Source organism: Burkholderia sp. Bp8986 (assembly GCF_003854225.1).
In the GTDB taxonomy this organism is placed as follows: Bacteria; Pseudomonadota; Gammaproteobacteria; order Burkholderiales; family Burkholderiaceae; genus Burkholderia.
Window position 1 is genome coordinate 17,932 of sequence record NZ_QTQM01000049.1, and the last position, 25,030, is coordinate 42,961.

27 protein-coding genes and 1 tRNA gene are annotated in these 25,030 nt (G+C 63.7%); 18 read left to right on the top strand and 10 right to left on the bottom strand.

Going from position 1 to position 25,030, the window contains the following annotated elements; translation table 11 throughout:
* The first annotated feature begins 26 nt into the window (after positions 1-26).
* Positions 27-1,175 carry an enoyl-CoA hydratase/isomerase family protein gene (locus DID99_RS30860; RefSeq protein ID WP_124668213.1) on the top strand — a complete coding sequence of 383 codons (1,149 nt, stop codon included), beginning with the start codon at positions 27-29 and terminating at the stop codon, positions 1,173-1,175.
* Between the two features lie 117 nt (positions 1,176-1,292).
* Here the strand turns inward: DID99_RS30860 and DID99_RS30865 are convergent, their stop codons facing one another.
* Positions 1,293-1,721: a hypothetical protein gene (locus DID99_RS30865; RefSeq protein WP_124668214.1), complete on the bottom strand. Its 429-nt coding sequence runs from the start codon at positions 1,719-1,721 to the stop codon at positions 1,293-1,295.
* A 341-nt stretch (positions 1,722-2,062) separates the two neighbouring features.
* On the opposite strand from DID99_RS30865, the gene ssuD reads away from it, so the two are divergent.
* From ssuD to DID99_RS30905, 8 genes are all read left to right on the top strand, one after another.
* Complete coding sequence (ssuD, locus tag DID99_RS30870; RefSeq protein WP_044845067.1) at positions 2,063-3,220, top strand: FMNH2-dependent alkanesulfonate monooxygenase; 1,158 nt, start codon at positions 2,063-2,065, stop codon at positions 3,218-3,220.
* Between the two features lie 16 nt (positions 3,221-3,236).
* Positions 3,237-4,049: an aliphatic sulfonate ABC transporter permease SsuC gene (ssuC, locus tag DID99_RS30875; RefSeq protein WP_044845066.1), complete on the top strand. Its 813-nt coding sequence runs from the start codon at positions 3,237-3,239 to the stop codon at positions 4,047-4,049.
* On the top strand, positions 4,046-5,005 hold the full coding sequence (locus DID99_RS30880; RefSeq protein ID WP_124668215.1) for an ATP-binding cassette domain-containing protein: 960 nt from the start codon (positions 4,046-4,048) through the stop codon (positions 5,003-5,005). The genes ssuC and DID99_RS30880 overlap by 4 nt, the downstream gene beginning before the upstream one ends.
* Positions 5,006-5,062: 57 nt before the next feature.
* On the top strand, positions 5,063-5,278 hold the full coding sequence (locus DID99_RS30885; RefSeq protein ID WP_006400187.1) for a molybdopterin-binding protein: 216 nt from the start codon (positions 5,063-5,065) through the stop codon (positions 5,276-5,278).
* Between the two features lie 141 nt (positions 5,279-5,419).
* Positions 5,420-5,617: a hypothetical protein gene (locus DID99_RS30890; RefSeq protein WP_044845064.1), complete on the top strand. Its 198-nt coding sequence runs from the start codon at positions 5,420-5,422 to the stop codon at positions 5,615-5,617.
* A gap of 55 nt (positions 5,618-5,672) precedes the next feature.
* Entirely contained in the window at positions 5,673-5,927 is a 255-nt protein-coding gene (locus DID99_RS30895; RefSeq protein WP_124485687.1) for a hypothetical protein, read from the top strand.
* Positions 5,928-6,053: 126 nt separating this feature from the next.
* Positions 6,054-7,040 (top strand): tRNA dihydrouridine(20/20a) synthase DusA, encoded by a 987-nt coding sequence (dusA, locus tag DID99_RS30900; RefSeq protein ID WP_260444737.1) that lies wholly within the window; start codon positions 6,054-6,056, stop codon positions 7,038-7,040.
* 59 nt (positions 7,041-7,099) lie between these two features.
* Positions 7,100-7,175: transfer RNA gene (locus DID99_RS30905), tRNA-His, on the top strand.
* 539 nt (positions 7,176-7,714) lie between these two features.
* On the opposite strand, the gene DID99_RS30910 is transcribed toward DID99_RS30905, so the two are convergent.
* Positions 7,715-8,317 (bottom strand): SHOCT domain-containing protein, encoded by a 603-nt coding sequence (locus DID99_RS30910; RefSeq protein ID WP_124668217.1) that lies wholly within the window; start codon positions 8,315-8,317, stop codon positions 7,715-7,717.
* A gap of 785 nt (positions 8,318-9,102) precedes the next feature.
* Here DID99_RS30910 and DID99_RS30915 point away from each other — a divergent pair.
* Positions 9,103-10,368 (top strand): serine/threonine-protein kinase, encoded by a 1,266-nt coding sequence (locus DID99_RS30915; RefSeq protein ID WP_124668218.1) that lies wholly within the window; start codon positions 9,103-9,105, stop codon positions 10,366-10,368.
* A gap of 686 nt (positions 10,369-11,054) precedes the next feature.
* Here the strand turns inward: DID99_RS30915 and DID99_RS30920 are convergent.
* From DID99_RS30920 to DID99_RS30930, 3 genes are all read right to left on the bottom strand, one after another.
* A complete protein-coding gene (locus tag DID99_RS30920; RefSeq protein WP_124668219.1) occupies positions 11,055-11,288 on the bottom strand; it encodes a hypothetical protein in 234 nt (77 codons plus the stop codon).
* Positions 11,281-12,165: a hypothetical protein gene (locus DID99_RS30925; RefSeq protein WP_124668220.1), complete on the bottom strand. Its 885-nt coding sequence runs from the start codon at positions 12,163-12,165 to the stop codon at positions 11,281-11,283. The genes DID99_RS30920 and DID99_RS30925 overlap by 8 nt, the downstream gene beginning before the upstream one ends.
* Positions 12,166-12,264: 99 nt before the next feature.
* Positions 12,265-13,638 (bottom strand): integrase family protein, encoded by a 1,374-nt coding sequence (locus DID99_RS30930; RefSeq protein WP_124668221.1) that lies wholly within the window; start codon positions 13,636-13,638, stop codon positions 12,265-12,267.
* An 805-nt stretch (positions 13,639-14,443) separates the two neighbouring features.
* Here DID99_RS30930 and DID99_RS30935 point away from each other — a divergent pair.
* Positions 14,444-15,004, top strand: a complete 561-nt coding sequence (locus DID99_RS30935) for a GNAT family N-acetyltransferase (protein ID WP_124485553.1) — start codon at positions 14,444-14,446, stop codon at positions 15,002-15,004.
* 19 nt (positions 15,005-15,023) lie between these two features.
* Here the strand turns inward: DID99_RS30935 and DID99_RS30940 are convergent, their stop codons facing one another.
* Positions 15,024-15,488, bottom strand: a complete 465-nt coding sequence (locus DID99_RS30940; protein WP_124668231.1) for a plasmid fertility inhibition factor family protein — start codon at positions 15,486-15,488, stop codon at positions 15,024-15,026.
* 326 nt (positions 15,489-15,814) lie between these two features.
* Here DID99_RS30940 and DID99_RS30945 point away from each other — a divergent pair, with 326 nt between their 5' ends.
* Both DID99_RS30945 and DID99_RS30950 read left to right on the top strand, forming a co-directional pair.
* Positions 15,815-16,231 (top strand): hypothetical protein, encoded by a 417-nt coding sequence (locus DID99_RS30945; protein WP_124668222.1) that lies wholly within the window; start codon positions 15,815-15,817, stop codon positions 16,229-16,231.
* A 198-nt stretch (positions 16,232-16,429) separates the two neighbouring features.
* Entirely contained in the window at positions 16,430-17,050 is a 621-nt protein-coding gene (locus DID99_RS30950; RefSeq protein ID WP_185733845.1) for a hypothetical protein, read from the top strand.
* 418 nt (positions 17,051-17,468) lie between these two features.
* On the opposite strand, the gene DID99_RS30955 is transcribed toward DID99_RS30950, so the two are convergent.
* Positions 17,469-18,212 carry a DUF695 domain-containing protein gene (locus tag DID99_RS30955; protein WP_124668223.1) on the bottom strand — a complete coding sequence of 248 codons (744 nt, stop codon included), beginning with the start codon at positions 18,210-18,212 and terminating at the stop codon, positions 17,469-17,471.
* A 201-nt stretch (positions 18,213-18,413) separates the two neighbouring features.
* Here DID99_RS30955 and DID99_RS30960 point away from each other — a divergent pair, with 201 nt between their 5' ends.
* The 3 genes from DID99_RS30960 (at position 18,414) to DID99_RS30970 (ending at position 20,108) form a co-directional block, all read left to right on the top strand.
* A complete protein-coding gene (locus tag DID99_RS30960) occupies positions 18,414-18,722 on the top strand; it encodes a hypothetical protein (protein ID WP_044845154.1) in 309 nt (102 codons plus the stop codon).
* A gap of 262 nt (positions 18,723-18,984) precedes the next feature.
* Positions 18,985-19,458: a VOC family protein gene (locus DID99_RS30965; protein WP_124485551.1), complete on the top strand. Its 474-nt coding sequence runs from the start codon at positions 18,985-18,987 to the stop codon at positions 19,456-19,458.
* Positions 19,459-19,889: 431 nt separating this feature from the next.
* Positions 19,890-20,108: a hypothetical protein gene (locus DID99_RS30970; protein ID WP_124485550.1), complete on the top strand. Its 219-nt coding sequence runs from the start codon at positions 19,890-19,892 to the stop codon at positions 20,106-20,108.
* 178 nt (positions 20,109-20,286) lie between these two features.
* On the opposite strand, the gene DID99_RS30975 is transcribed toward DID99_RS30970, so the two are convergent.
* A complete protein-coding gene (locus tag DID99_RS30975) occupies positions 20,287-20,910 on the bottom strand; it encodes a phospholipase D family protein (RefSeq protein WP_124570448.1) in 624 nt (207 codons plus the stop codon).
* A 418-nt stretch (positions 20,911-21,328) separates the two neighbouring features.
* Positions 21,329-21,811 (bottom strand): helix-turn-helix domain-containing protein, encoded by a 483-nt coding sequence (locus DID99_RS30980; RefSeq protein WP_124668224.1) that lies wholly within the window; start codon positions 21,809-21,811, stop codon positions 21,329-21,331.
* Between the two features lie 169 nt (positions 21,812-21,980).
* On the opposite strand from DID99_RS30980, the gene DID99_RS30985 reads away from it, so the two are divergent.
* Together DID99_RS30985 and DID99_RS30990 are read left to right on the top strand one after the other, a co-directional pair.
* On the top strand, positions 21,981-22,418 hold the full coding sequence (locus tag DID99_RS30985; protein ID WP_124485548.1) for a PaaI family thioesterase: 438 nt from the start codon (positions 21,981-21,983) through the stop codon (positions 22,416-22,418).
* A 198-nt stretch (positions 22,419-22,616) separates the two neighbouring features.
* A complete protein-coding gene (locus DID99_RS30990; RefSeq protein WP_044845042.1) occupies positions 22,617-23,669 on the top strand; it encodes an NADP(H)-dependent aldo-keto reductase in 1,053 nt (350 codons plus the stop codon).
* Positions 23,670-23,729: 60 nt separating this feature from the next.
* Here DID99_RS30990 and DID99_RS30995 read toward each other — a convergent pair whose 3' ends face one another.
* Positions 23,730-25,016, bottom strand: coding sequence for an MFS transporter (locus DID99_RS30995; RefSeq protein WP_124668225.1), 1,287 nt, complete (start codon positions 25,014-25,016; stop codon positions 23,730-23,732).
* Positions 25,017-25,030: the final 14 nt, after the last annotated feature.

Here is a 25,030-nt window from a genome sequence, read left to right on the forward strand (position 1 = left end):
CGCCCGCGATACGCCGGATGGCTCACATGACCGATTCCACTGCCGCTTCCGCCGAAGCCGCCCAGCCCGACGTGCGCGCGTATGTCGCGAACCGCATCGGCTATCTCGAACTGAACCGGCCGAAGGCGCTGAATGCGCTGTCGGTGGGGATGATCCGACTGATGCAGCAGGCGCTCGATGCATGGCGCGACGACGCGGAGGTGACGGCCGTCGTCGTGCACAGCCCGCATCCGCGCGCGTTCTGCGCGGGCGGCGACGTGCGCTTCTTCCACGCTGCGTGGCAGCGCGGCGATCGCGATGCGGTCGACACGTTCTTCATCGAGGAATACACGCTCAACCATACGATCTTCACCTATCCGAAACCGTACATCGCGTTGATGCACGGCGTCGTGATGGGCGGCGGCATGGGAATTTCGCAGGCGGCGCGACATACGGGCGGCCTGCGTGTGGTCACCGATTCGACGAAGATGGCGATGCCCGAAACGCGCATCGGGCTGTTCCCGGACGTCGGGATGAGCTGGTTCCTCGCGCGCACGCCGGGCGCGCTCGGCCGCTATCTCGCGGTGACCGGCACGACGCTCGACGCGGCCGGCGCACTGTATGCGCAGCTCGCCGACGTATACCTGCCTGACGCCGCGCTGCCGGCGCTGCTCGATACGCTGCACGGCGCGCGGATCGACAGCGGCGCGCAGGCCGTCGCGTGCGTGGCCGACGCAGCTGCCGCGCACAAGGTCGTGCCGACGCCCGACACGTCGGCGCTGGCCGACGCGCGCGCCGGGATCGACCGGCATTTCGCGCAGCCCGATATCGGCGCGATCCTGGCGTCGCTCGACGCCGAGCAGGATTGCGCGGCCATCGACGGATGGGTCGAGAAGGCGACCCACGCGATGCGCAGCCAGTTGTCGCCGCTGTCGATGGCCGTGTCGCTCGAAGTCGTCGAGCGCGCGCGCGGCGCGACGATGGCCGATTGCCTGCGGCGCGATCTCGACCTCACGCGTTCGACGTTCGCGCACGGCGACGTGATCGAAGGCGTGCGCGCGCTGATCGTCGACAAGGATCAACAGCCGGTCTGGCGTTTCAAGTCGACGGCCGATATCGACCGGGCCGACGTGCTCGCGATGTTCGACAGCCCGTGGACGCCCGACACGCATCCGCTGCGCAACCTGAAGGACTGACGCGCGCGGTATCGAAGCGAAAAGCAAAAAGGCCGCTTGCATGTGCAGGCGGCCTTTGCGTTTACGGATGCCGATCCGGCTCGGCGGCAGGGCCGGGGCCTCGCCGCAAGCCGCGCGTCATTCATCGCCGGCGTCGTCCGACATGAACGCGCGCATGAACACCAGCGCACCGAAACCCCACACCGCGTTCGCGGCGAAACCGGCGGCGAGCACCGGCATCATGTTGCCCGACGGCCAGATCCCGCGCAGCGGATCGATCGCGAACACGCGGGCGGCCGTCAGCACGACGCCGCCGAACACCAGCGCGCCGATCCACGGCGCTTCGCGCTCCGGCGACACGCGCAGCAGCCACGCCATCGGGATCGCGCAGCACGCGCTGATCAGCGCGTTCGCGACAAATTCAGGAATGCCGAGCGGCGCGAAAGGTTGCGTGGAGAATCCGGCTTCGGCGATCAGGTCGGCCGTATGTAGCAGCGCGAGCGTCGCTTCGCGAAAGAAGAGGGCGGCCAGGAAGCCGGACAGGAACGGCAGGATGACTTTCTGCATCGGTGAGCGTATTGCAGGCGCGGCCGGCCGGGGCCGTCCGCGCGAAGTTGTTCGGATAGGTGCGTCATTATAGGGCCCGGCCGATGCGATATTCGCTGGAGCGTCGCGCTAATCACGAAAGCGGAAAACCTAAGCTCAAAAAAATCGTTCCAAAGCCCTGCACCGATCCATAGACTGATTTCCCAGAAACAGCCGTGCAATCGCGTACTCGTCCGCGGCACGGCCTGACCGGCGAGCCATCCCGATTCGAATGCACACCATGCATGCGTCGCTGATTCGCGACGCGAGCAGGGCTTCGTTTTATCCAGATTCCGGCAAGGACAGTCAAGCAGGAGCAGCAGATGAATGTTTTCTGGTTTATTCCCACGCACGGCGACAGCCGTTATCTCGGCACCGCCGAAGGCGCGCGCGCCGCGGATTACGATTATTTCAAGCAGATCGCCGTCGCGGCCGACACGCTCGGCTACGAAGGCGTGCTGCTGCCGACCGGCCGTTCCTGCGAGGATGCGTGGGTCGTTGCGTCGAGCCTGATTCCGGCGACGCAGCGTCTGAAGTTCCTGGTCGCCGTGCGTCCCGGCATCGCATCGCCCGGTCTCGCGGCGCGGATGGCCGCGACGTTCGACCGCCTGTCGGGCGGCCGCCTGCTGATCAACGTCGTGACGGGCGGCGACGCCGCCGAACTCGAAGGCGACGGGCTGTTCGCGGATCACGATACGCGCTACGAGATCACCGACGACTTCCTGAACATCTGGCGCGGACTGCTGTCCGCCTCGCACGATAACGGCGGCTTCGACTACATCGGCAAGCACCTTCAGTCGAAGGGCGGCAAGGCGCTGTATCCGCCCGTGCAGCGCCCGCATCCGCCGCTGTGGTTCGGCGGATCGTCGCCGGCCGCGCACGCGATCGCCGCGGATCACATCGACACCTACCTGACCTGGGGCGAGCCGCCCGAGGCCGTCGCGAAGAAGATCGCAGACATCCGCGCCCGCGCCGAGGCGCGTGGCCGCAAGATCAAGTTCGGCATCCGCCTGCACGTGATCGTGCGCGAGACCGAGGACGAGGCGTGGCGCGATGCCGACCGCCTGATCAGCCGTCTCGACGACGAGACGATCGCCCGCGCGCAGCAGGCATTCGCGAACATGGATTCGGAAGGCCAGCGCCGGATGGCCGCGCTGCACGGTGGCAAGCGCGGCGGCCGCGAGGCGCTCGAGGTGTATCCGAACCTGTGGGCCGGTGTCGGTCTCGTGCGCGGCGGCGCGGGTACCGCGCTCGTCGGCAACCCCGAGCAGGTCGCGGAACGCATGCGCGAATACGCGGATCTCGGCATCGAGACGTTCATCCTGTCCGGCTATCCGCACCTCGAGGAGTCGTACCGCTTCGCCGAGCTCGTGTTCCCGCTGATCAAGGGCAAGGGCGCGGCGCGTCCGTCCGGCCCGCTGTCGGGGCCGTTCGGCGAGATCGTCGGCAACAACTACCTGCCGAAGGCGAGCCAGAGCTGAACGAAGGAGGCCTGCGATGACAACGAAAACGTCGACGACGGGCGCCGCCGTGGCCGCCCGCGCTTGGCGCGGCATCGCGCCGTGGCTCGTGCCGCTCGCGCTGCTGGCCGCATGGGAGGTCGGCGCGCGCGTCGGCTGGCTGTCGACCCGCGTGCTGCCCGAGCCGCTGGCGGTCGTGCGTGCCGCGTGGTCGCTCGTGACGTCGGGCGAGATGTGGGCGAACGTGAAGGTCAGTACCTGGCGCGCGCTGTTCGGCTTCGCGATCGGCGGCGGCGTGGGTCTCGCGCTCGGGCTCGCGACCGGCCTGTCGAAAGCGGCGGAGGTCGCGCTCGATTCGACGATCCAGATGATCCGCAACATCCCCGCGCTCGCGATGATTCCGCTCGTGATCCTGTGGTTCGGCATCGACGAGAAGGCGAAGCTGTTCCTCGTTTCGCTTGGCGTGTTCTTCCCGGTTTACATCAACACGTATCACGGGATCCGCTCGGTCGACGCGAACCTGATCGAGATGGCGAAGAGCTATGGCGTGCGCGGCTTCGCGCTGTATCGCGACGTGATCCTGCCCGGCGCATTGCCGTCGATTCTCGTCGGCGTGCGCTTCGCGCTCGGGCTGATGTGGGTGATGCTGATCGTCGCGGAAACGATCTCCGCGCAATCGGGCATCGGCTACATGACGATGAACGCACGCGAATTCCTGCAAACCGATGTGGTGGTGGTCGGCATCCTGCTGTATGCGGTGCTCGGCAAGCTGGCCGATGTGCTGGCGAAATGGATCGAGCGCGTGACGCTGCGCTGGCACCCCGCTTATCAATCAGGAGCAAAGGCATGAATGCGACGACTTCGGCGGCCGCCTACGGCCCGCTCGCCGGCGCAGACCTCGAGGCCGAACTGGTACAGGCGCGCGTGACGGACGACGACGCACGCGATGCGGCGATCGTCGATCGGGACGGCGGTGCATCCGTCGTTCCGCTCGCGCGGCGGCGCGCGGGCAGCCCGGCAGCCGACGACGCGGTGACGCTGTCGGGCGTCAGCAAGCGCTTCGGCACGCGCACCGTGCTCGACAACGTCGAACTCGGCATCGCGCGCGGCAGCTTCGTCGCGATCGTCGGCCGCAGCGGCTGCGGAAAATCCACGCTGCTGCGTCTCGTCGCGGGGCTCGGGGCGCCGAGCAGCGGTGCGCTCGTGACGCGCGGCGAGGGTGGCGGCACGCTCGACACCCGGATCATGTACCAGGATGCGCGACTGCTGCCGTGGAAGACCGTGCTGCAGAACGTGATGCTGGGCCTGGGCCGCGGGGCACGCGATCAGGCGCGCGCGGTGCTCGACGAAGTCGGGCTGCTCGAGCGCGCGAATGACTGGCCCGCCCAGCTGTCGGGCGGCCAGCGGCAGCGCGTCGCGCTCGCCCGCGCGCTCGTGCACCGGCCGCAATTGCTGCTGCTCGACGAGCCGCTCGGTGCGCTCGACGCGCTGACCCGCATCGAGATGCATGCGCTGATCGAGCGCTTGTGGCGCGAGCATCGGTTCACCGCGCTGCTCGTCACGCACGACGTGCAGGAAGCCGTCGCACTCGGCGACCGGATCCTGTTGATCGAGCAAGGGCGCGTCGCCCTCGATCAGTCCGTTCCGCTCGACCGGCCGCGTGCGCGCGCGTCGGCCGCATTCGCGGCGCTGGAAGACCGTGTGCTGCAACGCGTACTCGCCGGCGGGCCGGGTGGGGGCGAGCAGGGTGCGGTGCCTGAGGTGGAGCACGTACGACCGGTCGGGCAGATTCGCTGGGCCGTTTAAATCCGGGCGGCACCGGCCGCCCGTTCTCAGACTTTTTTCTTCGGAGCGATCAACCCGATGAGCATCACTGCAATCAACGTGCGTAACCAGTTCAAAGGCAAGGTGAAGGAGATCATTCGCGGGCCCGTGGTGTCCGAGGTCGACGTCGAGACGCCGTTCGGCATCGTCACGTCGGTGATCACGACGCGCTCGGTCGACGAACTCGAACTGAAGGTCGGCGCGGAAGTCGTCGCGCTCGTGAAATCCACCGAGGTGTCGATCGCGCGCCTTTGAGCGCGTTTCCGGTGCAGGGCGCCGCGGGCGGGCCGTCTGGCCGTCCGCGGCGCCCCTGTTTCATGGTCGAGCGTTTGCCTCGGTATTCGGCGTCAGGACGAAGTGCTAGGATGGAACGACACCGACGCCGGAGGCCAACGCATGACCCCCATCCTTTCTCCCGAAGCCATCGTGGCGCTGAAGTGGATCGACCAGTTCGGCGACAGCCGGCCGGTCCCTGCCGCGTTCGACGACGTCGTCTATGCGTTGCTGAACGAAGGGCTGATCTACCAGGCGGCGGCCGACCGTGTCGACCTGACCGCCGATGGCAAATCCGTTTTGTCCAACGAATACGATTGAGCACACGGCGCCGGCCGCCGCGGCGGCCTGGCGCCGTGTCGCCACGGAGCGAGCGATGGAACCGAGAGGCAGCGATCTCGGCGATTTCAGCGAGCCGTACCGCGGCTACGAGATCGAGGTGAAGACCGAGCAGGTGTGGGACGGCGAGCATGCGCACTACCGCGTGCTGCAGGGTTCGGCCGTGCGGATCGACTGGCGGCTCGTGAAAGTCGACGGGATGCTGCTGACCGAACGGCGCGTGATCGAGCGCGTGCTCGACGAGGCGCGGCGGGCCGTCGACGTCGAACTGGGCGATGGCGGGCCGGTCTAGTCAGGCTGCCGGGCCGGCTTGGTCGCGTTGCGGTAAAATGTCGGGTTGTTTCCCGCGCCGCTTGCTGCCCCGAATTCCATGTCCGTACCGTCCTCGCTTCCTCCCCGCCGCGTTTCCGTGGCCCCCATGCTCGACTGGACCGACCGTCATTGCCGGTCGTTCCATCGCACGCTGACGCGCGACACGTGGCTGTATACGGAAATGATCACGACGGGCGCGCTGCTGTTCGGCGACGCCCAGCGGCATCTCGCGTTCACGCCGAACGAATCGCCGGTCGCGCTGCAACTGGGCGGCAGCGAACGGGACGATCTCGCGCGCGCCGCGAAACTCGGCGAGCAGTGGGGCTACGACGAGATCAACCTGAATTGCGGCTGCCCGTCCGAGCGCGTGCAGCGCGGTGCGTTCGGCGCGTGCCTGATGAACGAGCCGCAACTCGTTGCCGACTGCGTGAAGGCGATGCGCGACGCGGTGTCGGTGCCGGTCACGGTCAAGCACCGGATCGGTGTCGACGCGGTCGAGGATTATGCGTTCGTGCGGGACTTCGTCGGCACGGTGGCGGAGGCCGGCTGCGAAACGTTCGTGGTGCACGCGCGCAATGCGATCCTGAAGGGGCTCTCGCCGAAGGAGAACCGCGAGATCCCGCCGCTCAAGTACGACTATGCGTATCAGCTGAAGCGCGATTTCCCGTCGCTGGAGATCGTGATCAACGGCGGGATCAAGACGCTCGACGAAGTCGCGCAGCATCTCGAGCACGTGGACGGCGTGATGCTCGGCCGCGAGGCTTATCACAACCCGTATGTGCTCGCGGGTGTCGATGCGCGCTTCTACGGGGCGACTGCGGCGGTGCCGACGCGCGAAGAGGCCGAGGCGAAACTGATCGAATACTGCGCGGCGGAACTGAAGCGCGGCACGTATCTCGGCGCGATCGTGCGGCATGCTCTCGGGCTCTATCGTGGCGTCGCGGGTGCGCGCGGCTGGCGTCGTGTGCTGTCCGACAACAAGAAGCTCGCGCGCGGCGATCTGGCCGTGTTCGACGAGGCGCGCACGCATCTGAACGATGCCGAAGAAATTTTTGAAAAAAATGCTTTGCAAGACGGAAAAGTCTTCGTATAATCTTGTTCTTCGCTGCTGAACACGAAACGAAACAGCGAAGAAACAAAGCAGTATCAGTGGTGGCTGTAGCTCAGTTGGTAGAGTCCAGGATTGTGATTCCTGTTGTCGTGGGTTCGAGTCCCATCAGCCACCCCAACAAATTCAAGCACTTAGCCCAGTCATTGCGACTGGGCTTTTTGCTTTCTGAAGTCCGTGTAACCACGGTGTAACCGGATTTCGTCAAAGCATCTTCGACCGGGAGTTGTATGGCGTACATCCAATGCACCAAGTGCGGTGCACTTTCGGCTTCGGTCCATAAGAAGGCAGATTTAGCGCAGGCCTTTCGCCCAGCCGCAGTCGGGGTAATTGCTCCGACTGTGTTGGCGGGCATCATTCGCGCAATCGCTGAATTGGTCCGCGACGGCATGGCATGGTGGCGTGACCGCCAGCAGCCCTATGGCGTGTGCAGTGCATGCGGGCATTTGTGGAAAATAGACTAAAGCCTGCGGACACGCATTACTCTTGTCTAACTCTGCGCCGACGCAGGGTAAGTCGGGTGAGTCCAAGCCTGGGCGCGTACCCCTCGCTGGAACGCCGGATTCCCGGGCATTTGACGAGCGGCCAAACGCAGTCCGCCGGAATTGCCGTGTCGACCGTTCCCGGATGCAAAGAACGACCAGGACTAGCGTGCGGCACTAAAACTGGCTGATGACCTTGGCCTTGATTGTCTCGTACTCGGAATCGCTGATGAGTCCTTGGTCAAGCATGGCCTTCGCTTTCTGCAATCGTTCCGTCGGGTTGTCATTATTCGCTGCGGCAGGGTCACCAAAACTTCCCTGAAAACCTCCGGATTTTGCCCGCAGTTCTTCAAGTTCGCGCTGCCGGCGCTTTTCGCGCCATGCCTGCTCTTGCGTTTGGCAGATGCGGTAGATGGCTTGTGCCTCGTCTTTACGCAATCCCGAGAACTCAAAGCCGCGGATCGCGCCACCGCTTGCTAGGTCCGGCTGAGTCAGGGCGGTAACGGTCAGTGTACTGCCGAAGATGCCCGCCTTGATGTGCGCTGACTTGATGTCCTGCCAGCGAAGGTCAACCGGTGCGAAGCCTCCTATCAGACCTCGAGTCATCCCGATTAGCCGGCCGGACGTTGCCGCAACGAGGGAACGGCGATGAGTGAGCGCAAACAAGCGGCGCTGCACGGTGCTTGCCTGAACGCTTTCCCCTGGAACAAGCATCGATTCAAGATGCGACCATGCTTTCGGCAACTCGGCGGCGAGGCCGGTTGATTTGTTGTCTGCCATGGCATTCCCCGTTGGTGGTGGTCCACGTTGTCGCAGTTAGGTCCGTTATTCATCGGCATCGCGACTAAAAAATCCTAGCATATTTGAACGACAACAACCCATCGTAGCCAATGTGGTTACCAATGTATCCGCCTCGGCACGCGACCGCTTTCGAGCGTTCATGGTAGCTTTACTCGATCTTCCACCTCAAGCCTGCGACATGGTCGTGATAGGCGACCCGCGGGCCGGCCGTGGACAACTCGCAGCGCCACGCCAAACGGAGGAGTTCCGCCTGCTTAAAGTTTAACTGCCCAACCGTTCACGGAAACGGGTCAACCTCAGACAGTGTCAGATCGTCTGACTCAGTTCGGCCACAACCCGCCGTTCAGCGAGAGGGGAAGCCTGCCGTTTGAACGGCTGCATTGCTCCGGAACCTGACGGACAAGCTACGCGCGCGATTCGGGCCATTGCTGCCGTTGGAGTATCGGTAGTTGTGAGGCAACTCATAGGCGCATTGCCTCACAGTGGACGACATGCCAACGTCGGCCACGGCCGAGAGTCCTCCATCAATCCATCCTGCAATTTCGCCGTGGACCGCATGTTCCGAAAACATAGCCGACGCGAATCTTACATCGCAGCTTCAAGTCGTGGCATCAGGCTGGGGTGGGCGCGCGACCTAATAAAATCATGGGCTTAGGTGGGCTTCTGCTGCAGCGTTCGTCGCTGATTGTTCCAGAGAATCAATATCATTTATCATCGACTGCAATACAGCCGAGCGAGCGCTGCAACTGTCGAGGACGTTAAGGATGGCAAAGAACGCGAAAGAACTTGCATTCGAAACGACGTTTGGTCGCTACGTTGCGGATCGCACCTTAGGCGAGGGTGGTGCGGGCCGCGTTTATCTCGTTAAAGACGAATCGGGCGGGCAGTTTGCCCTGAAATTGTTGCTCGGACAGGGCGTCACATCGGATAAGCGACGCCGTTTTAAGAACGAAATCGGGTTCCTTCAGAGCACCAAACACGATAACGTTGTCCGCGTAACAGATCATGGTGTACACGTGGGCGACACCGCAAGCTCGCCGTTTTACGTCATGGAAATGTACGACGAGAGCCTGCGCGGTTTGATGCAGCGAGGTATCGCGCACGCCAGCGTGTTACCGCTATTCAGTCAGGTGTTGGACGGGGTGGAGGCTGCGCATGTTAAAGGCGTGGTCCATCGAGACCTGAAGCCCGAAAACGTACTTTATCGACGCGAGACAAACCGCCTTGCTGTAGCAGACTTCGGTGTAGCACGATTCAACGCAGAAGAGTTGGCAACGGCCATTGAAACGAAGCCCGGTACTCGTTTAGCTAATTTCCAGTACGCAGCGCCGGAGCAAAGGATGCGGGATCAGTCCGTGGGCGTTGCTGCTGATATTTATGCTTTGGGCCTGATGCTAAATGAGCTATTCACAGGCCAGATACCTCATGGCACCGGGTATCAGAAGATCGGAGACGTAGCCGCAGACTTTGCTTGGCTTGACGAGATTGTTGACACGATGCTGAGGCAAGACCCGGCAGGGAGGCCCGCGAGTATTGATGCACTAAAGCGCGAAATTCAATTCCATCAGGCAAACGCTGTGTCTCTACAGAAGATCAGCCAGATTGATCAAACAGTAATTCGCATTGATGAGATAGACGATCCGATCATTGCCAACGGTATGCGAGTGCTTGGAGGTAAATACGACCAAGGTACCTTGCGACTTGAGCTTAGTGAGTCTGTCAATCCTAAGTGGATTCAAGCGCTGGGAAATATGGGGAATTATTCGTCAGTGATGGGCAAAGGGCCGGAGAGATTTGGATTTTCCGGCAAGGTGGCATCGATTGACGCTCAGGAACACGAAATAGAGCAAGTCGTTCAACACTTTAAGAATTGGTTGCCCATAGCAACTCGGGTTTATGAGGGCATGCTTAAGAGGGATGCAGAGGCGAAATCGGCGGCGGAACGTGCGGACGTGCTGCGCCGACGTAAGGCAGAAGAGGACAACATGCGTATTCAAGGTACGCTGAATCGGTTGTTCAATGCAAGCTAGTTGTTATGTAGGGTCGGCCTTGCGCGGTCAAGGGAGCGCGCGAGGTCTCCGCTACTTGCTGAGCGCTTGCGCGAGCAACGTTCCGCCAACACTTAGTGCTGCGCTACGAGCGCTACACCCATGTTGAGGACAAGGTCATCCCGATTTGTGTGCGCTTCGACTGACCCCGTAGAAAGTCGTATCTGTCAGGCCTGGCTCTTTGAACAACTATACCGTTGTCACGACCGAGGCCACGCCGAGACAGGCGCAGGGAACAGTAGCCAACAACTTCATGTGGGCCGAATCTGCTGTGCGCACGGAAGCTTGACAAACAGGTCGATCGGCCTTCCGGGGGACGGTTGGGGCGGGACGACTCATTCATTGACCGTGAAAAGGCTACGCGCCGGACGCCGGGTTGCGAATGGCAGTAACCCCATCTGCAGCCGACGACCGTCATCAATCGCCGAACGTCTGCTAAGGCCGACCAATTGTCAGTGAGTGGCCGTACCGAGCGACTGCTCGACTCTGAGACCCGCCATTTCGCCTCTGACGGCTCGACCGTCAGCAACGGGTCGATCACGGCCCTTGATGAAGTGACGGCGAAGGAATCTCAAACCTGATCTGACGCTGACTGAGAGATCAGGTCTTGACTTACGCAAGTAACTTGCTGTTGCCGCACACTCGACACGCAGGCGACCTGTGACATCTCAAAAGATCCCATCGTTAGCCGCCGCTTGCGATGCGAACTTGCGCAACTGCCAGTCTCTGATCTCCACGAGCGCATCAGCCCACTCTGCCGGCGTCAGCGAACGCCACAGTGCCTCGGGCCGCGGCCACACTCGCTTCACCCGGAAGCCATCGATGTCGTGCCACGCAGGGCTGGCGGGATTGGCTCGAGGGGCGGGCGTGTAGAGCGACACGAACGCCGGCAGGTTAGCCATCCTCGCGAGCTCGCGGATGACGCCGGCCGATGATTAAGCGGGGCACATGATTGCCTTCGTTAGCCGTCGCCTTGGTCGAGACAGATTCGGCAGGCTGCGCGCCGCCGGTCGCCTTCTCCGATGACGGAGAGTCGGCCGTCACTTCTGATGGCGGCGCGCTCGCGGTCGTAGCGTTGGGCTCCGCAAGCACGCGAGATTTCGCTGTCTCCGGGGCGTGCCTTTTGGCCCACTCACGCAATTCGGTTCTTACCAAACGAAGGTTCGTCAACCAGTCGGGCAGCAGTTGCGCCCCTGTCCATGGCGACCCCGTAAGCTCCTGAACCAGCGGCAAAGTATTTGCGAGTGTGACAAAGAGATTCAGATATTCGGCGCGTGCCGCCGCGAGTTTCGCTTCACGTTCCGCTCCCACCCACTGTTGGCGCTCGGCAACATCTTGCGCAAGGTATTCGACCCAGTCTCGGGGCGACATGCGGATGGTCTCGTCTCGCGATAAATCGTCGAGTTGCTGCGACCAAGGAATTAGTTGCACGCGCGCGTCGTCAGGGGATACAGGGTAACCCCACCTTTTAGATTCCGTGCTGGCTATCGATTCTCGGGCTCTTTGATGCGCGTCTTCGATTTCACCGTTCAGCCATTCGATGAGTTCAGCCGTTGAGACGGTCGACCTCGACAGGTCAACGCGCGAAATGTGGCTTACGTTCGCGTAGTCTGCTGTCGATACGACGTCTGCGGAAAAATAGCCCTGCTCGGCGCAATCGGTCAGGTATGAGATGACGTAATCCCGCGGCTTCCCCGATTCCTTGACAACGAGGTTTGCAGCCTCGTCAATGGTAAGCCGGTCGTGGAGCCCGGCGGACGTTACATGGTTGTGGTCCATCTGCGCTCCTTCAAGCGCAAACCTTCAATCGGGAGCCCTCGCCAGGCCGGTGAAGGTATCCGGCTTTTCCGCCCGTCGGCGTAGGCAGGGGCTTGATCGTCAGGCTGCGTCGATCGCCCGCGGCCCCTTGTTTGCTGTATCCGGTTTGAACTCGATCCCGGCCTGCTCAAGCATCCACGCTTCGATTTTGTCATGCCACATACGCAGGAGATCGAGCGGGCGCACGTTGTAATGACGCTCAGCGATGGCGGAGGGCTTGTGGCCCATGATCTGCGCCTTGATGCCTGACGGTACTTCCATCCATTCGGCGAGGCTCGAGAATGACCTCCGCAAGCCGTGCAACGTCACCGGCGCGATGCCGGCAATTTCGCAGACGCGATGCAAAGCGTTGTTCGGCGCAGCCAGTCGGCCATCCTCTGAAGTCTTGCTGGAAAACACCCATTCGGACGGCTGCCAAGTTTCGCCTTTGGCCTCAAGGCTGCGCATCTGGCGGACATTCGGCGGCGTGTCATTGATGCGCTTCAGTTCAGCCAAGACGCCGGCAAAGTAGGGGGTGAGGGGAATCACCCGTCCCGTCTCGGTTTCCACCTTGTCCTTTAAGCGCAGGCTGCGCCACCGGAAGTCGACATCATCCCAGCGCAATTCGGCCAGTTCCTCGCGGCGGGCGCCGGTCAGCAACAAGCCAATCAAATACGCCTCCATCACAGGGTTGCTGAGCTGATGCAGGGCATCAAACCATGCGGCCAGTTGCTCGCGCTGGATGGAGTCGGTCTTGGCAGCCTGCTTTGGCAGGGCATCTTTAGAAAGGCGGGTCGCGACGGATTGCGGGTCGATAAGGCCTTGATACTCAGCGCGCGATTCGCACCACGTCGCGAATATGCGCAGCAGGTTGAAGGCCAGCCGGACACGGGCCGGACGACGGGCAGCTTCCTCGGCCAGCCAGTCGCCGACGCGCTCGGCGTTCAGGTCCGAAAGCTTCAATGGCATTAGCGTGGCGAGCGGCCCGGGCTCCGTTAGCCCCTTACCGCGCTTCTTCGGCTGCCCGCCGGGACTGGCGAGCGCTACATGGTCACGGTAGTGCAGGTCGCTCCACTTAGAACGGCGTGCGTCAATGTACGTCTTCCAGGCGTCTGCCAGAGTCACGTCTTGGCGGCGCGCCTCGGCTTTACGCGCTTCGCGCGCTTTGTGCTGCTCGGCGGCTTCTTCGCGCGGATCTTTGCCGGCGTCAATCAGACGTTGTAGGCGGCGCGCCTCGTCTCGGGCAGCATCAATACTCCAGTCCTTCGGTGAGCCGATTGTGACGCGTACCGTTGCTCCGTTCAGCTTGCCCTGAAAGATGTAAGCGAGTGAGCCAGCAGCCGTAGCACGGAGGCCGAGGCCCGACGCGCCGCTGTCCCAGAGAAACGCCTGCGACTTGCCGGCCGGGCAGCTATGCCCGTTGACGCGACCTGCCGTGAAATTGACCTTTGCCACTGCTTCACCCGTTGGGTTTCGGGGTACATGGAGCCATGTAACCGCCGTGTAACCCCATTATTGGCACATCGGTCAATGTAGGTCAACAGGATTATGTAACCGGTTATCCGGAAAACTCAATGATGACAATGGTTTGGATGTTGTTCAGAATTTAGGTCAACATCGAGGAGTGCGTTGATGAAAGGATTGTGATTCCTGTTGTCGTGGGTTCGAGTCCCATCAGCCACCCCAAAATTCTCAAACAAAACAGGCGCTTCGGCGCCTGTTTTGTTTTGTGCGGAAAATTCGATGCGATTGCATCGATTCGAGCCGCGCCATTTCCAGAGCGTTCTGCTCGCCATTCATCCATTTCGCGTCAGCCGACGAAAGCCGTTTCGATATTGAGACTGCGCGCCGAGTCACATCACTCGCGCGTGGCCGATCCATTGAGCGGCCGCTGCTCATGAGCCCGCAAATCGAAGCGGCGACCGGCTTCGCTCATCGTCTCGCAGATTGGCGGATTAAACCAATGACTTGGCACGAGCCGCCAATGCTTAATAGTCTTACATTCATGTAATGTATCGATTCCTCGTGCCCTTAGCTTTGCAGGGCCGTTCGGTCCCGACGCCCCGGAAGGCGTCGGGACATTTTTTTTGGCGGCGCTGCTGTCGAGGAATTGGAGAAAGCGGCAGGCGTCACGGTGCATTAAGCGATGACCACGGCATGACGCGCACTGCCGCACGCGACTCCCTGTGCAACCCGCCGTTGAAACATCGCGATTGCTACACTTTCCCTGCCTCCATCGCACAACGAGAGCGACCCTCGCATGCCGGAAAACCGCACCATCACGCTGCGCAACGCGACACCACACGACGCGGAACACATCGCTCGCTTGCACACGCTGAGCTGGCAGAACGCCTATAGCCATATCCTGCCGGCGGCCTATCTCGCCGATGAGGTACCGACGGAGCACGCGACGCGGTGGCGAAACTATTTCGACCGCGCCGAAGCGGAGTGGGGCCTCGTGCTGATCGCCGAGTCCGACGGGGCGCCGGTCGGTTTCGTCAGCGCCGAAAGGCCGGTCGATCCGGCGCGCGGCGTCCTGCTCGATTGCCTTCATGTGCATCCCGCGCATCACGGAAGCGGTACCGGCAAGCGCATGATCGAAGCCGTTCGCGCATGGGCCCGCCATATCGGCGAGGACAAGGTTCATCTTTCGGTACTCGACGGCAACGTCCGCGCGATTGGCTTCTACGAGCACAACGGCTGGCGGTTGGCAGGCGTCGAAACCAGCTTCATCGGCCGCACGGAGGTCGCCGACCGGATCTACGTGATCGATGCCGGCACCGAACGCCAAGGTGGCACGCTGCACGACCGATGCCGCTGAAGATGAGGCGGCGCGTCCGTTACTCGCCGCAATACCGCGCGAGCAAATCCGCCTCGGTTTCATGCACCTCGACAGGCAGGCTCGTTGCCCCTGCAAACGCCAGATAGCGCGCGCGATGCTGACCGTTCCGGAACGACGCGATGCCGACTTTCGACAGGCCCGGAAGGCCAAGCAGCGTCCGCGTTCTCGTCTCGCGAAACGTGATGAAGGGCATGTCGGGAATCCGGGCTTCGGCCGGATCGAGGAAATCGCGGATGCCGGCGGCCTTGCCGGGCGCCCAGTATTGAACCGACGGCAGCACATAGTCGGTCGTGTCGCGATCGGCGCACGCGAGCAGCTTCGCCAGGTCGACCGTCACGACGCGATGCCGCGAGTCGTCGGACGCGAATACCCGTTTGAGATGTGTATAGGCATAGGCGGGGTGTCCCGGAAGCTGGATGATCCAGACATCGACGCCGTCATGTTGTGCCCGAGCGACTGTCATTGTTTCCTGAGGTGGGGCAAGCGTTTTTTGTGGCGGGAGTGTAGCAGCGCGGCTGCGACCGCGGGGCAGGCGGATACCCGGAATCGAGCCGGCGCAATCATGCGCGAAAGAATGCGGCACGGAATCGATCACGCAACGGGTTTCGGTTACTGGACGGGTGCGGCCATGCATTTTCAGTCGCGGTCGACAGCTTGCGAGAATATCGCGATACTGCCTGTCTGCATGACGCGCGGTCCGGAATTCACACAAGATTCACGCGGCGCGTGAAACCGGACTGGCGCGGCACATCGATAAGAACCGAGAGAGCGGAGTGGCCGCAGAAAATCATGTCGCCTGAACTTGAGATCGAATATCTCGATTACCGCTTCACAGCGACGCTCGAAACCCGGGAAACGGGGCGGGTCGCCGTGACCGAATGGCAACTGGATTCTGTTTCCCGAAGCAAGACGCTCGCGTGGGTCGTGTTCGACCGTTTTCTGAAGCGCAACGACTTCGCCGACGAGGACGACGCGCGCGCCAGTATCGTCGACTGGCTGGAGCAACTGGTCAGCCCGCGGGGCGCGCCGCTCGTCGAAATCCCAGCCGCGAAGGCGGTCGCAGCAGTTGCTGCCGCTGGTACCGCCAGTGCGGTCGCCAGCGATTCTTCAGTCGAAGAAACCATCAGCGACGTCGCCGTCGAAATCGCCAGCGATCTCGACTGGATCGACATGATTGCGGAATGGTTCACGGACGGCCCGGCGTAGCGTCGGGTTCGCGCCGCTCCATCCAGAAATCCAGAAAAAGTGGGTTAGGTCGTGAAACGTCGTTTCACGAAAATCCGGAGAAAAAGCGCGGATTCACGGAAAAGCGCATCACGCTGCTTTGACGATGCATGCGCGATACCGGAGACTGGCGCGATTTAAAAATCGCCGATATAAATCAAAAAAATCCGGACTCGAAACATGAAAAGAAGAACGCTGCTGACTGCCGGCACGATCGTCGCTGCCACCGGTCTGGCAGGATGTACCGCGATGCTGTTCGAAAACGGCCGATACGAAGAGACGGTCGATCGATTCCTCATCAGCGAGGACGGCAAGAAATTCGTCGTGCTCGGCAACCAGTATCACTACATCTTCGACATGCCCGCGCATCTCGGCGCCGTGCTGGCCTCGTCCTACCGGAAGTCGATCGAGGCGGCGCTCCATGGATTCGTCGCGCAGGGCAGCAAGATCTCGGGCGAATACCGGCTCGTGCTTTCCCGCGCCGGCATGACGGACGACGATTGGGCGCGTGCGCAGGCGGACGGCTTTACGACGTCCCGTCATGGCGAACTGAGCATGGAAGGCGCGCTGAATGGTTCGCGCTATCGGGCCGACGGGTTTGAGCAGGGCAAGACGTGGTCGTCGTTTTCCCATACCTACACGATCGAGGTCGACGATCGCCTGACGAAGGGCGACAAGGCCGTTCGCGTGCTCGCGACGCCGGTCACGCTGGCGGCCGACGGCGTGATGATGATCGGGGCCGTCGTGTTGTTCCCGGTGATCGTCGCGGTCGCCGCGCCACTCGCCGGCGTCGCGCGCTGACCGCGACGTGCCGCATTCGGTGCCGGCGCGCGCGGGCTTTCCGGTTGAAAGGGTGAGTTGCCGCACAGACGGTTGCACGGGCCACGATGACAATCTGGCCGGTTGACCGTTCTACCCCGGCCCGGTCAACCGTTACCCCGCTCGCTCGCGCAGGAGCGGGGGCTTTTTGGCCGCACGACGCATGCAAGCCGCGTCGGCGGAACCGGACAGGCGTTCGGCAGACGACGTTTCGCGTCCCGGCATCCGTTCGCCTGATCCGCATGAATCGCATTCCTCGTGCGTGAGCGATCGCTTGGGGCCGCTCGCCGGTTGCGGCCGGCGATGCCTGGATCCCGGCGGTACGCGGTCGCGCCGCCGGGATGCTTTTGATCCCGAACCATCCACGGTCCGATCGCGCGTCACGCGCGTGTCAGCGCAATCAGCCTGCCTGCTCGACGCTGGTTTCCCAGCCATCGTATTCGCCGCCGAGCGAGTGCACCTCGCGATTGATCTCGAGTGTATGGTGCGTGATCTCGGCCAGCACCGTCGTACCTTCGTGCGCGAACCGCACGGCCGATTTGCCGTCCTCGGTGGGCGCGACCGATTCGACCAGATAGCCTTTCGACTCGGCCCAGTCGGCGAACTGGTGCGCGTCGCTGGGGTCCGGGAAGTAGGCCCAGTGCATCACGCGCCGGCTCACGTCGCTCACGTCGCCTTTCTGCCGCAGCGCCTCGAGCACGCGCATGTCGCGCATCAGTTGCCAGTCGTCGTCGGTCGGGTAGAGCGTGCGCCAGTATGTTTCCTTGTCCGGATCGTCCTGATAGGCGTACTGAAGTGCGTATGTCGTCTGTTCGGCCAGCGAGTCGACGATCTCGCCCGCGGCTGCTTCGTCGAACGGCACGTAGAACAGGAAATCCTGGTTGCCGTCGACCGTGATGCGGCCGACCTGCACGCCGTTTTTCGCGGTCACCGCGGCGTCCAGCAGATCCTCGATCTTCGTGAGATCGGCGAATTCGTCACCGCTCGGCAGGCCGTCGGGCGTCGGATGCGCAAGGGTGACGCGCACGCTGAGCAGCGACGTGCGCGGGTCGCTTTCGGCGATTTCCGCGAAGCCGTGATTGAAGCTGATGAAGGCCTGATGGTCGCCCATTCTGGCAGGGAAGGTTCCCCAGGCGTCTGTCATGTGTTTCTCCCGTGCACGATTGTCTGTTGACGGTTGCAAAGCGTCCCAATGTATCATCGAAAATCGCGTTGGCCGAAGCTGCGTGCCTGGGTGATCGCGCGTCCGGCGGGTCCGGTGGCGATCGAACGCGTGCTGTCGCGCCATCGCCGGTTTCCATCGTCGGGCGTTCGCCCGGCCGCAACCGTTTCGAAGGAGATTCCGATGTCGATGTTCGCGGTGAATGGTGTCCGAATCGATGTGCGCAGTGCGCGTGTGACGCACGTGCGCTGGGCAGCTGTCAATCCGGCGGACCGGTCGTGGGCGGCGACGCCGAGCGAGGCGTCGGTGGCGGAAGTGGCACGTGCGCTCGCGGCCGGCAACGACGTTCGCGCCGTATTTGACGAAGCGGACGGCACAGCGGTGGGGCCGCGGCTGAAGCGCGTGCTGTATCGCGACGCGTCGGAGGGGATCGAACTCGACATCGATGCGACGAGCGAGTCGCGCACGTTGCGCGACCTTCCGCAGATCTGAGCGGCGATCGGCGCGTGTTCCCACGAGCCGTGCCATCGCGCACGAGGCCATGCCCGGATGTGCGATCGCCCCATTGGACGTCGCCCCCCGCCTGATGCTCGCGCGTTGTCGGGCCGAACCTGTTCCGGCGCCTGTCGCGAACAAAAAAATGTCGTCCGGCGTGTCGATTTTCGTCGAGCCCGTCCGTCGTAGCATCGGAGGCGTGCGCATCGTGCGTCCGTCCCGATTTCCGACACGACAACCGACTGAAGGAGCGACACCCATGACCACATCCGTCAATCCGATCCCGGAAGGGATGCGCACGCTGACGCCGCATCTGATCTGCGCCGGCGCCGCCGCAGCCATCGACTTCTACAAGCGCGCGTTCAACGCGACCGAACGGTTCCGCCTGCCGACCCCGGACGGCCGGCTCGCGCATGCATGCCTCGCAATCGGCGATTCGACGCTGATGCTCGTGGATGAAATGCCGGAGCACGGCGCACTCGGGCCGAAGACGCTGAAAGGCACGCCGGTCTGCCTGCACCTGTTCGTGCCGGACACCGATGCGGCGATCGCGCAGGCCGTCGCGGCCGGCGCGACAGTCACGATGCCGGCCGCCGACATGTTCTGGGGCGATCGCTATGGGCAAGTGGAGGATCCGTTCGGCCATCGCTGGTCGATCGCGACCCACCAGCGCGACCTGACGCCCGAGCAGATCGCGGAAGCGATGGCGAGCGCGCCGCCGTGCGGAGCCTGACCGGGCCGGGCGAATCCGGTTGAACGCGACTGAACGTGGCTCTTGGCCGCGCGTATCGGCGCGCGGCTCGTCCGCGCTCAGGTGCCGGCGGCGTTGCTTCGCCGCTTGTCCGCGGATTCGTACCTGTGCCGATCGGCCGATCCGAGCCGGTCGGCGACCGCGCGATGCCGCGCGGGATCGTGTGTCGCTCGGCGCTCGCGCAAGCCGGGCGTGCTTCGCTTCTGTCGATACCGCAACGCTCGACGAGCGCCCGTCGAGCAGCATCACGCATTCTCCATCGTGCTGCCACCACGCGTTGTAGCCGTGTCGATGCGATACGGACGCTTCACGCGTCGTGCGTTGCTGCCGGCCATGCAATTCGACGCCCGGTGCTCAAGCTGTCCGACGTGATGCCGTAAACAGGGCAAGATCAATCGTTCATCTAACGCACCATGGTTCGAATTCTGTACGCGGGGTATCTCGCGTTGGCGCTGTATCTGCTCTATCCGATGGTCCAGAACACGTTGACCTTCAGTGCCGACTGCGTACTCGACGCGTTGCCTGGCGGTACGCGCGATCGGCCGAAGCCTTCGGCAAGCGATGCGCGTGCGCATGCCGGCCGGTGCGTCGCGGCCACGCAGATCGCCGAGCGCTCGCCCGACATCCACTGATTTCAACTGATTCCAGCGATCGCGGCGCCGTCATGCACGGTGTGCAGGCCATTCGGCCAGGTTGATCGCCATGCAATGTGCGCCGATCATTGACGACATCACGGCGCGGATGTGCGACGACGGCGCGCGTCGGCCGCGCCACACGCGAACGGCGCCCGCGATCGCGTGCGGCGAAGCGTCAGTACGACGAGCGGTACGGCGTGCCCTGGTCGAAGCGGCTTTGCCAATGCGCGAGGTAGCGCGACGCGAGTTGCGGATTGTTCCAGACCACGACGACGTTTTCGGAATTGCGGCTGGCTGCCGAAGCGCTGTAGTTGAACGAGCCCGTCTCGACATGTTCGGCATCGATCACGAGGTACTTGTCGTGGTGGATCGCATAGGCGTCGATCGTGCGCGTCGGAATGCCCGCGTTGACGAGCAGGTTCAGCGCCTGCTTGCTGCTCTTCGCGCGATTGCCCTTGTCGTCCACGACGACCGCGACATTCACGCCGCGTCGCTTCGCGGCGAGCAGCGCGCGCGTGACGGGCGGCGACGTGAACGAGTAGGCGGCCACGCGAATCGAGGTGCGCGCGGCACCGATTGCCTTCAGCACGAGTGCCTCCGCACCGCCATCGGGCGAGAACGCCGATTCGACGGATTGCGTGGCGGGCGCTTCATGGGTCGGGGTCGGCAGCAGTTGCGCGATGAAGTCGAACGCCTGCTGCAGCAGCGATTCATTGTGCGTCTTGCCGAAGGCGGCGAAGGGTGTGGCGATGAGGGAAGCAGCGAGGCAGGCGGCGGCGAGGCGTTTGCGCGACAACATCTTGGACAGCGAATCTTTTTTGAGACAGCGGGCCGTGAGTGTAACGCAGACACGGCGGCGCGGTCACGCCCGGATGCGAATGGACGACAGCTGGATGGCTATTTGCAGCGCCCGACGTGGTGATGTTCATCATGCCGCGCGGCGCCTGCATCGGCTCGGCAGTCGTGCCGGGTGACGGAAGTCGATGCGGTGCGCGCATGTGCGCAGACGGCACGGTCCCTGCGTGACGAACGGCACGCACGTGCGGGCGCAGGGGCAATGCGGCGTGCGATCGACGAGACGGGAACGGCAGACAGGGCGCGGCAACACGAACGATGCGCGTCGAGCGAAGACGCATGCAACACGCGCACGCATGATGGCCGCGCCGCGCTGTCATGGGCGTACCCATGTTCGTACGACCGGCGCTCAGCGCGACGCGTCAGGCATCGTGCGTTCCGGCCACCTCGTGCGCGACCCAGCCGGGCCCGGGTTCCGGCTGCACGTGGCGCGGGTCGAGCGGCTCACCGCACGCCGAGCACACCGCGACCGCATGCATCAGCTGGCCACAGGTGCGATGGCGCAACTGCACCGGCGGCCCCTGGCCGTCGTCCTTCCAGCGATCGCCCCAGGTCATCAGCGCGAGCAGGGCCGGGTACAGGTCGAGGCCTTTTTCGGTCAACCGGTATTCGAAGCGCGGCGGGCGTTCCTGATACGCGCGCTTGACCAGTACGCCTTCGTCGACGAGGCGCGCGAGCCGCTCGGCCAGTACGTGACGCGTGAGGCCCAGTTGCATCTGGAATGCATCGAAGCGGCGGCAGCCGAGAAAGGCGTTGCGCAGGATCAGCATGGTCCAGCGATCGCCGAGCACGGCAAGCGTGCGCGCGACCGAGCAGTTCAGCGTACCGATGTCATCCCATTTCATGATCGAGTCTCGTGCGGCAGTTCAGCGAAGGAGCGGGTTCGATTATAGAACTGAGCTTCGGTTGCACCGGGCGCCGGCTGCATTGACAAGCCTGGCGCGCTTGTCAATAATCAGTTCCAATTTGGAACTTACTCGCGCGGCGACGCGCGTTCAATCAGGAGACAACCCGATGAATCCGCTTTCCCTGTCCGGTCTCGAACTGCTGCGCGCGGCGGCGGCGGGCGACGTGCCGCTCGCGTCGATCTCGGAGACGATGCCGATGCGGCCGCTGGGCGTCGAGCTCGGTTACGTGAAGTTTTCCGCGCGGGCGGACGGCCGGCACCTGAATCCGCTCGGCGGCGTGCACGGCGGATTCGCCGCGACGGTGCTCGACTCGGTCACGGGCTGCGCGGTGCATTCGATGCTCGACGCGGGCGTCGGCTACGGCACGGTCGACCTGCACGTGAAGATGCTGCGTCCCGTGCCGCGCGACGTCGACCTGATCGCCGAAGGGCGCGTGATTCACCTGTCGCGTTCGCTGGGCGTCGCCGAAGGCACGCTGAAAACGCCGGACGACAAGATCGTCGCGCATGCATCGGCGACCTGCTTCATTCAGCGGCCGCAGTAACGGGAGGCGTGGCGTCGTTACGCCCGGCGCGGCCGTCCGGCGCCATCCACCGGACGACGCGCGCGAAGGCGGCCGTATCCGTATCGGCGAGGGCTGAACGCACATCGAAGGCCGCCTGTAAGTGAACGCATCGGCCATCTGAAGCATTCGCTTCAGTGTGATAGCGTTTCTGCTTTCCACTGACGCGACAGGAACAGCATGGAATACCGCACACTCGGCGATTCGGGCATCGAGGTCAGCCTGATCGGTCTCGGCACGATGACGTGGGGCGAGCAGAATTCGGAGCGCGACGCGCACGAGCAGATCGATTACGCGCTCGGGCAGGGCGTCACGCTGATCGATGCCGCGGAAATGTATCCGGTTCCCCCGAAGCCCGATACCCAGGGCCGCACCGAGCAGTACATCGGCACCTGGCTCGCGCAGCATCGTGCGCAGCGCGACCGGATCGTGCTCGCGACGAAGATCGCGGGCCCGGCGCGGCAGCCGCACAATCCGCGCCATATTCGCGGCGAAGGCAACCAGTTCGACCGCAAGAACCTGACCGAGGCGCTCGACGGCAGCCTCAAGCGCCTGCAGACCGATTATGTCGACCTGTACCAGCTGCATTGGCCCGATCGCAGCACGACGACGTTCGGCCGCCCCGCGTATCCGTGGGTCGACGACGCGTATACGGTGCCGATCGAGGAAACGCTCGGCGTGCTCGCGGAATTCGTGAAGGCCGGCAAGATCCGCGCGATCGGCGTGTCGAACGAAACGCCGTGGGGCGTCGCGCAGTTCCTGCGCGCGGCCGAGAAGCTCGGGCTGCCGCGCATCGCGAGCATCCAGAATCCGTACAGCCTGCTGAACCGCACGTTCGAGAACGGCCTGTCCGAATTCACGCATCGCGACGGCATTGGCCTGCTCGCGTATTCGCCGCTCGCGTTCGGCTGGCTGTCCGGCAAGTACGAGAACGGCGCGCGTCCGGCCGGCGCGCGCATCACGCTGTTCGAGCGCTTCCAGCGTTACAGCAAGCCGCAGGCGGTCGAAGCGACGTCACGCTACGTCGCGCTTGCGCAGCGCCACGGGCTGTCGCCCGCGCAGCTCGCGCTCGCGTTCGTCAACAGCCGGCCGTTCGTGCGCAGCAACCTGGTCGGGGCGACATCGCTCGCGCAACTGAAGGAGAACATCGGCAGCATCGGCGTGAAGCTGTCCGACGAGATCCTCGCCGAGATCGACGCGCTGCACGAGCTGCAGCCGAATCCGGCGCCGTAAACGTCACGGTAAATGGCGCGCGGCACGGATGCCGCGCCGTCGTTTTGTTCGCGAGCGCGGTCAGCGCATCCCGAGCCGCGTGCGCGCGACCAGCAGTGCGATGAGACTCAACACGGCGCAACCGATCAGGTACAGCGCCGGCGACAGCCGGTTGCCGGTCGCGCTGATCAGCCACGTGATCACGAACGGCGCGAAGCCGCCGAACAGCGTGACGCCCGTGTTGTAGCTGACGGCGAGACCGGTCGCACGGGTCTGCGACGGAAACAGCTCGGCCATCAGCGCCGGCAGCGCGCCGCAGTACGTCGCCTTCAGCAGGCCGATCCAGATCAGCGCGGCGAGCATCGTCGCGAACGACGCGTGATGCGTGAGCCACGCGAACGTCGGCCAGACGGTGACGAGCATCAGCACGGCGGCTGCCGCCATCACGCGGATCCGTCCGGTGCGATCGGACAGGTGGCCGACGAGCGGCGTGACGAGCGTCAGCACGAAACCGGTCGCGAGCGTCGCCGCGAAGCCCGTCGATGCCGGCAGCCCGAGCTGCTTGATCGCGTACGTCGGCATGTACAGCACCATGTAGTTGATCGCGGTCGAGATCACGAGCACGCCGATCGACAGCAGCACGCGCATCTTCTGGTCCGCGAACAGTTCGCGCACGGGCGCTTCCGAGCGCGCCTGCGTCTTGAACTCGATGCCTTCGTCGACGTAGCGGCGGATGTAGAGCCCGACCGGGCCGATCGCGAGGCCGAACAGGAACGGCACGCGCCAGCCCCAGCTTTCGAGTTGCGCGGTGCTCAGCGTCGACGTCAGCAGTGCACCGAAGCCCGATGCGAGCAGCGTCGCGAGACCCTGGCTCGCGAACTGCCAGCTCGACATGAAGCCGCGCCGCTGCGGCGCGTGTTCGACGAGGAACGCGGTCGAGCTCGCGAATTCGCCGCCGGCGGAAAAACCCTGCATCAGCCGCGACAGCATGATCCCGAGCGGCGCGAGGATGCCGATCGACGCATAGGTCGGCATCAGCGCGATCAGCAGCGTGCCGGCCATCATCATCGCGATCGACAGCAGCAGCGACGCCTTGCGGCCCGCGCGGTCCGCGTAGGCGCCGAGCACGAAGCCGCCGATCGGCCGGATCAGGTAGGACAGCCCGAACGTGCCGAGCGTGAGCAGCAGCGAGGTCGCCTCGCTCGTCGCGGGGAAGAACAGCTTGGCGATCGTCACCGCGAAAAAGCCGTAGACGATCAGGTCGAACCATTCGAGCGCGTTGCCGATCGACGCGGCGAAGATGATGCGGCGGATCTTCGCGGTGCTGGGGCGCGCGGCGTCCTGCGAGGTCAGGGTGTTCGTATTCATCGTGTGAGCAGTCC

What these genes read in the sequence shown, in the direction of transcription:
- DID99_RS30860 (WP_124668213.1), top strand. Translation starts at nt 27, where the DNA reads ATGACCGATTCCACTGCCGCTTCCGCCGAAGCCGCCCAGCCCGACGTG.
- DID99_RS30865 (WP_124668214.1), bottom strand. Translation starts at nt 1,721, where the DNA reads ATGCAGAAAGTCATCCTGCCGTTCCTGTCCGGCTTCCTGGCCGCCCTC.
- ssuD (WP_044845067.1), top strand. Translation starts at nt 2,063, where the DNA reads ATGAATGTTTTCTGGTTTATTCCCACGCACGGCGACAGCCGTTATCTC.
- ssuC (WP_044845066.1), top strand. Translation starts at nt 3,237, where the DNA reads ATGACAACGAAAACGTCGACGACGGGCGCCGCCGTGGCCGCCCGCGCT.
- DID99_RS30880 (WP_124668215.1), top strand. Translation starts at nt 4,046, where the DNA reads ATGAATGCGACGACTTCGGCGGCCGCCTACGGCCCGCTCGCCGGCGCA.
- DID99_RS30885 (WP_006400187.1), top strand. Translation starts at nt 5,063, where the DNA reads ATGAGCATCACTGCAATCAACGTGCGTAACCAGTTCAAAGGCAAGGTG.
- DID99_RS30890 (WP_044845064.1), top strand. Translation starts at nt 5,420, where the DNA reads ATGACCCCCATCCTTTCTCCCGAAGCCATCGTGGCGCTGAAGTGGATC.
- DID99_RS30895 (WP_124485687.1), top strand. Translation starts at nt 5,673, where the DNA reads ATGGAACCGAGAGGCAGCGATCTCGGCGATTTCAGCGAGCCGTACCGC.
- dusA (WP_260444737.1), top strand. Translation starts at nt 6,054, where the DNA reads ATGCTCGACTGGACCGACCGTCATTGCCGGTCGTTCCATCGCACGCTG.
- DID99_RS30910 (WP_124668217.1), bottom strand. Translation starts at nt 8,317, where the DNA reads ATGGCAGACAACAAATCAACCGGCCTCGCCGCCGAGTTGCCGAAAGCA.
- DID99_RS30915 (WP_124668218.1), top strand. Translation starts at nt 9,103, where the DNA reads ATGGCAAAGAACGCGAAAGAACTTGCATTCGAAACGACGTTTGGTCGC.
- DID99_RS30920 (WP_124668219.1), bottom strand. Translation starts at nt 11,288, where the DNA reads ATGGCTAACCTGCCGGCGTTCGTGTCGCTCTACACGCCCGCCCCTCGA.
- DID99_RS30925 (WP_124668220.1), bottom strand. Translation starts at nt 12,165, where the DNA reads ATGGACCACAACCATGTAACGTCCGCCGGGCTCCACGACCGGCTTACC.
- DID99_RS30935 (WP_124485553.1), top strand. Translation starts at nt 14,444, where the DNA reads ATGCCGGAAAACCGCACCATCACGCTGCGCAACGCGACACCACACGAC.
- DID99_RS30940 (WP_124668231.1), bottom strand. Translation starts at nt 15,488, where the DNA reads ATGACAGTCGCTCGGGCACAACATGACGGCGTCGATGTCTGGATCATC.
- DID99_RS30945 (WP_124668222.1), top strand. Translation starts at nt 15,815, where the DNA reads ATGTCGCCTGAACTTGAGATCGAATATCTCGATTACCGCTTCACAGCG.
- DID99_RS30950 (WP_185733845.1), top strand. Translation starts at nt 16,430, where the DNA reads ATGAAAAGAAGAACGCTGCTGACTGCCGGCACGATCGTCGCTGCCACC.
- DID99_RS30955 (WP_124668223.1), bottom strand. Translation starts at nt 18,212, where the DNA reads ATGACAGACGCCTGGGGAACCTTCCCTGCCAGAATGGGCGACCATCAG.
- DID99_RS30960 (WP_044845154.1), top strand. Translation starts at nt 18,414, where the DNA reads ATGTCGATGTTCGCGGTGAATGGTGTCCGAATCGATGTGCGCAGTGCG.
- DID99_RS30965 (WP_124485551.1), top strand. Translation starts at nt 18,985, where the DNA reads ATGACCACATCCGTCAATCCGATCCCGGAAGGGATGCGCACGCTGACG.
- DID99_RS30970 (WP_124485550.1), top strand. Translation starts at nt 19,890, where the DNA reads ATGGTTCGAATTCTGTACGCGGGGTATCTCGCGTTGGCGCTGTATCTG.
- DID99_RS30975 (WP_124570448.1), bottom strand. Translation starts at nt 20,910, where the DNA reads ATGTTGTCGCGCAAACGCCTCGCCGCCGCCTGCCTCGCTGCTTCCCTC.
- DID99_RS30980 (WP_124668224.1), bottom strand. Translation starts at nt 21,811, where the DNA reads ATGAAATGGGATGACATCGGTACGCTGAACTGCTCGGTCGCGCGCACG.
- DID99_RS30985 (WP_124485548.1), top strand. Translation starts at nt 21,981, where the DNA reads ATGAATCCGCTTTCCCTGTCCGGTCTCGAACTGCTGCGCGCGGCGGCG.
- DID99_RS30990 (WP_044845042.1), top strand. Translation starts at nt 22,617, where the DNA reads ATGGAATACCGCACACTCGGCGATTCGGGCATCGAGGTCAGCCTGATC.
- DID99_RS30995 (WP_124668225.1), bottom strand. Translation starts at nt 25,016, where the DNA reads ATGAATACGAACACCCTGACCTCGCAGGACGCCGCGCGCCCCAGCACC.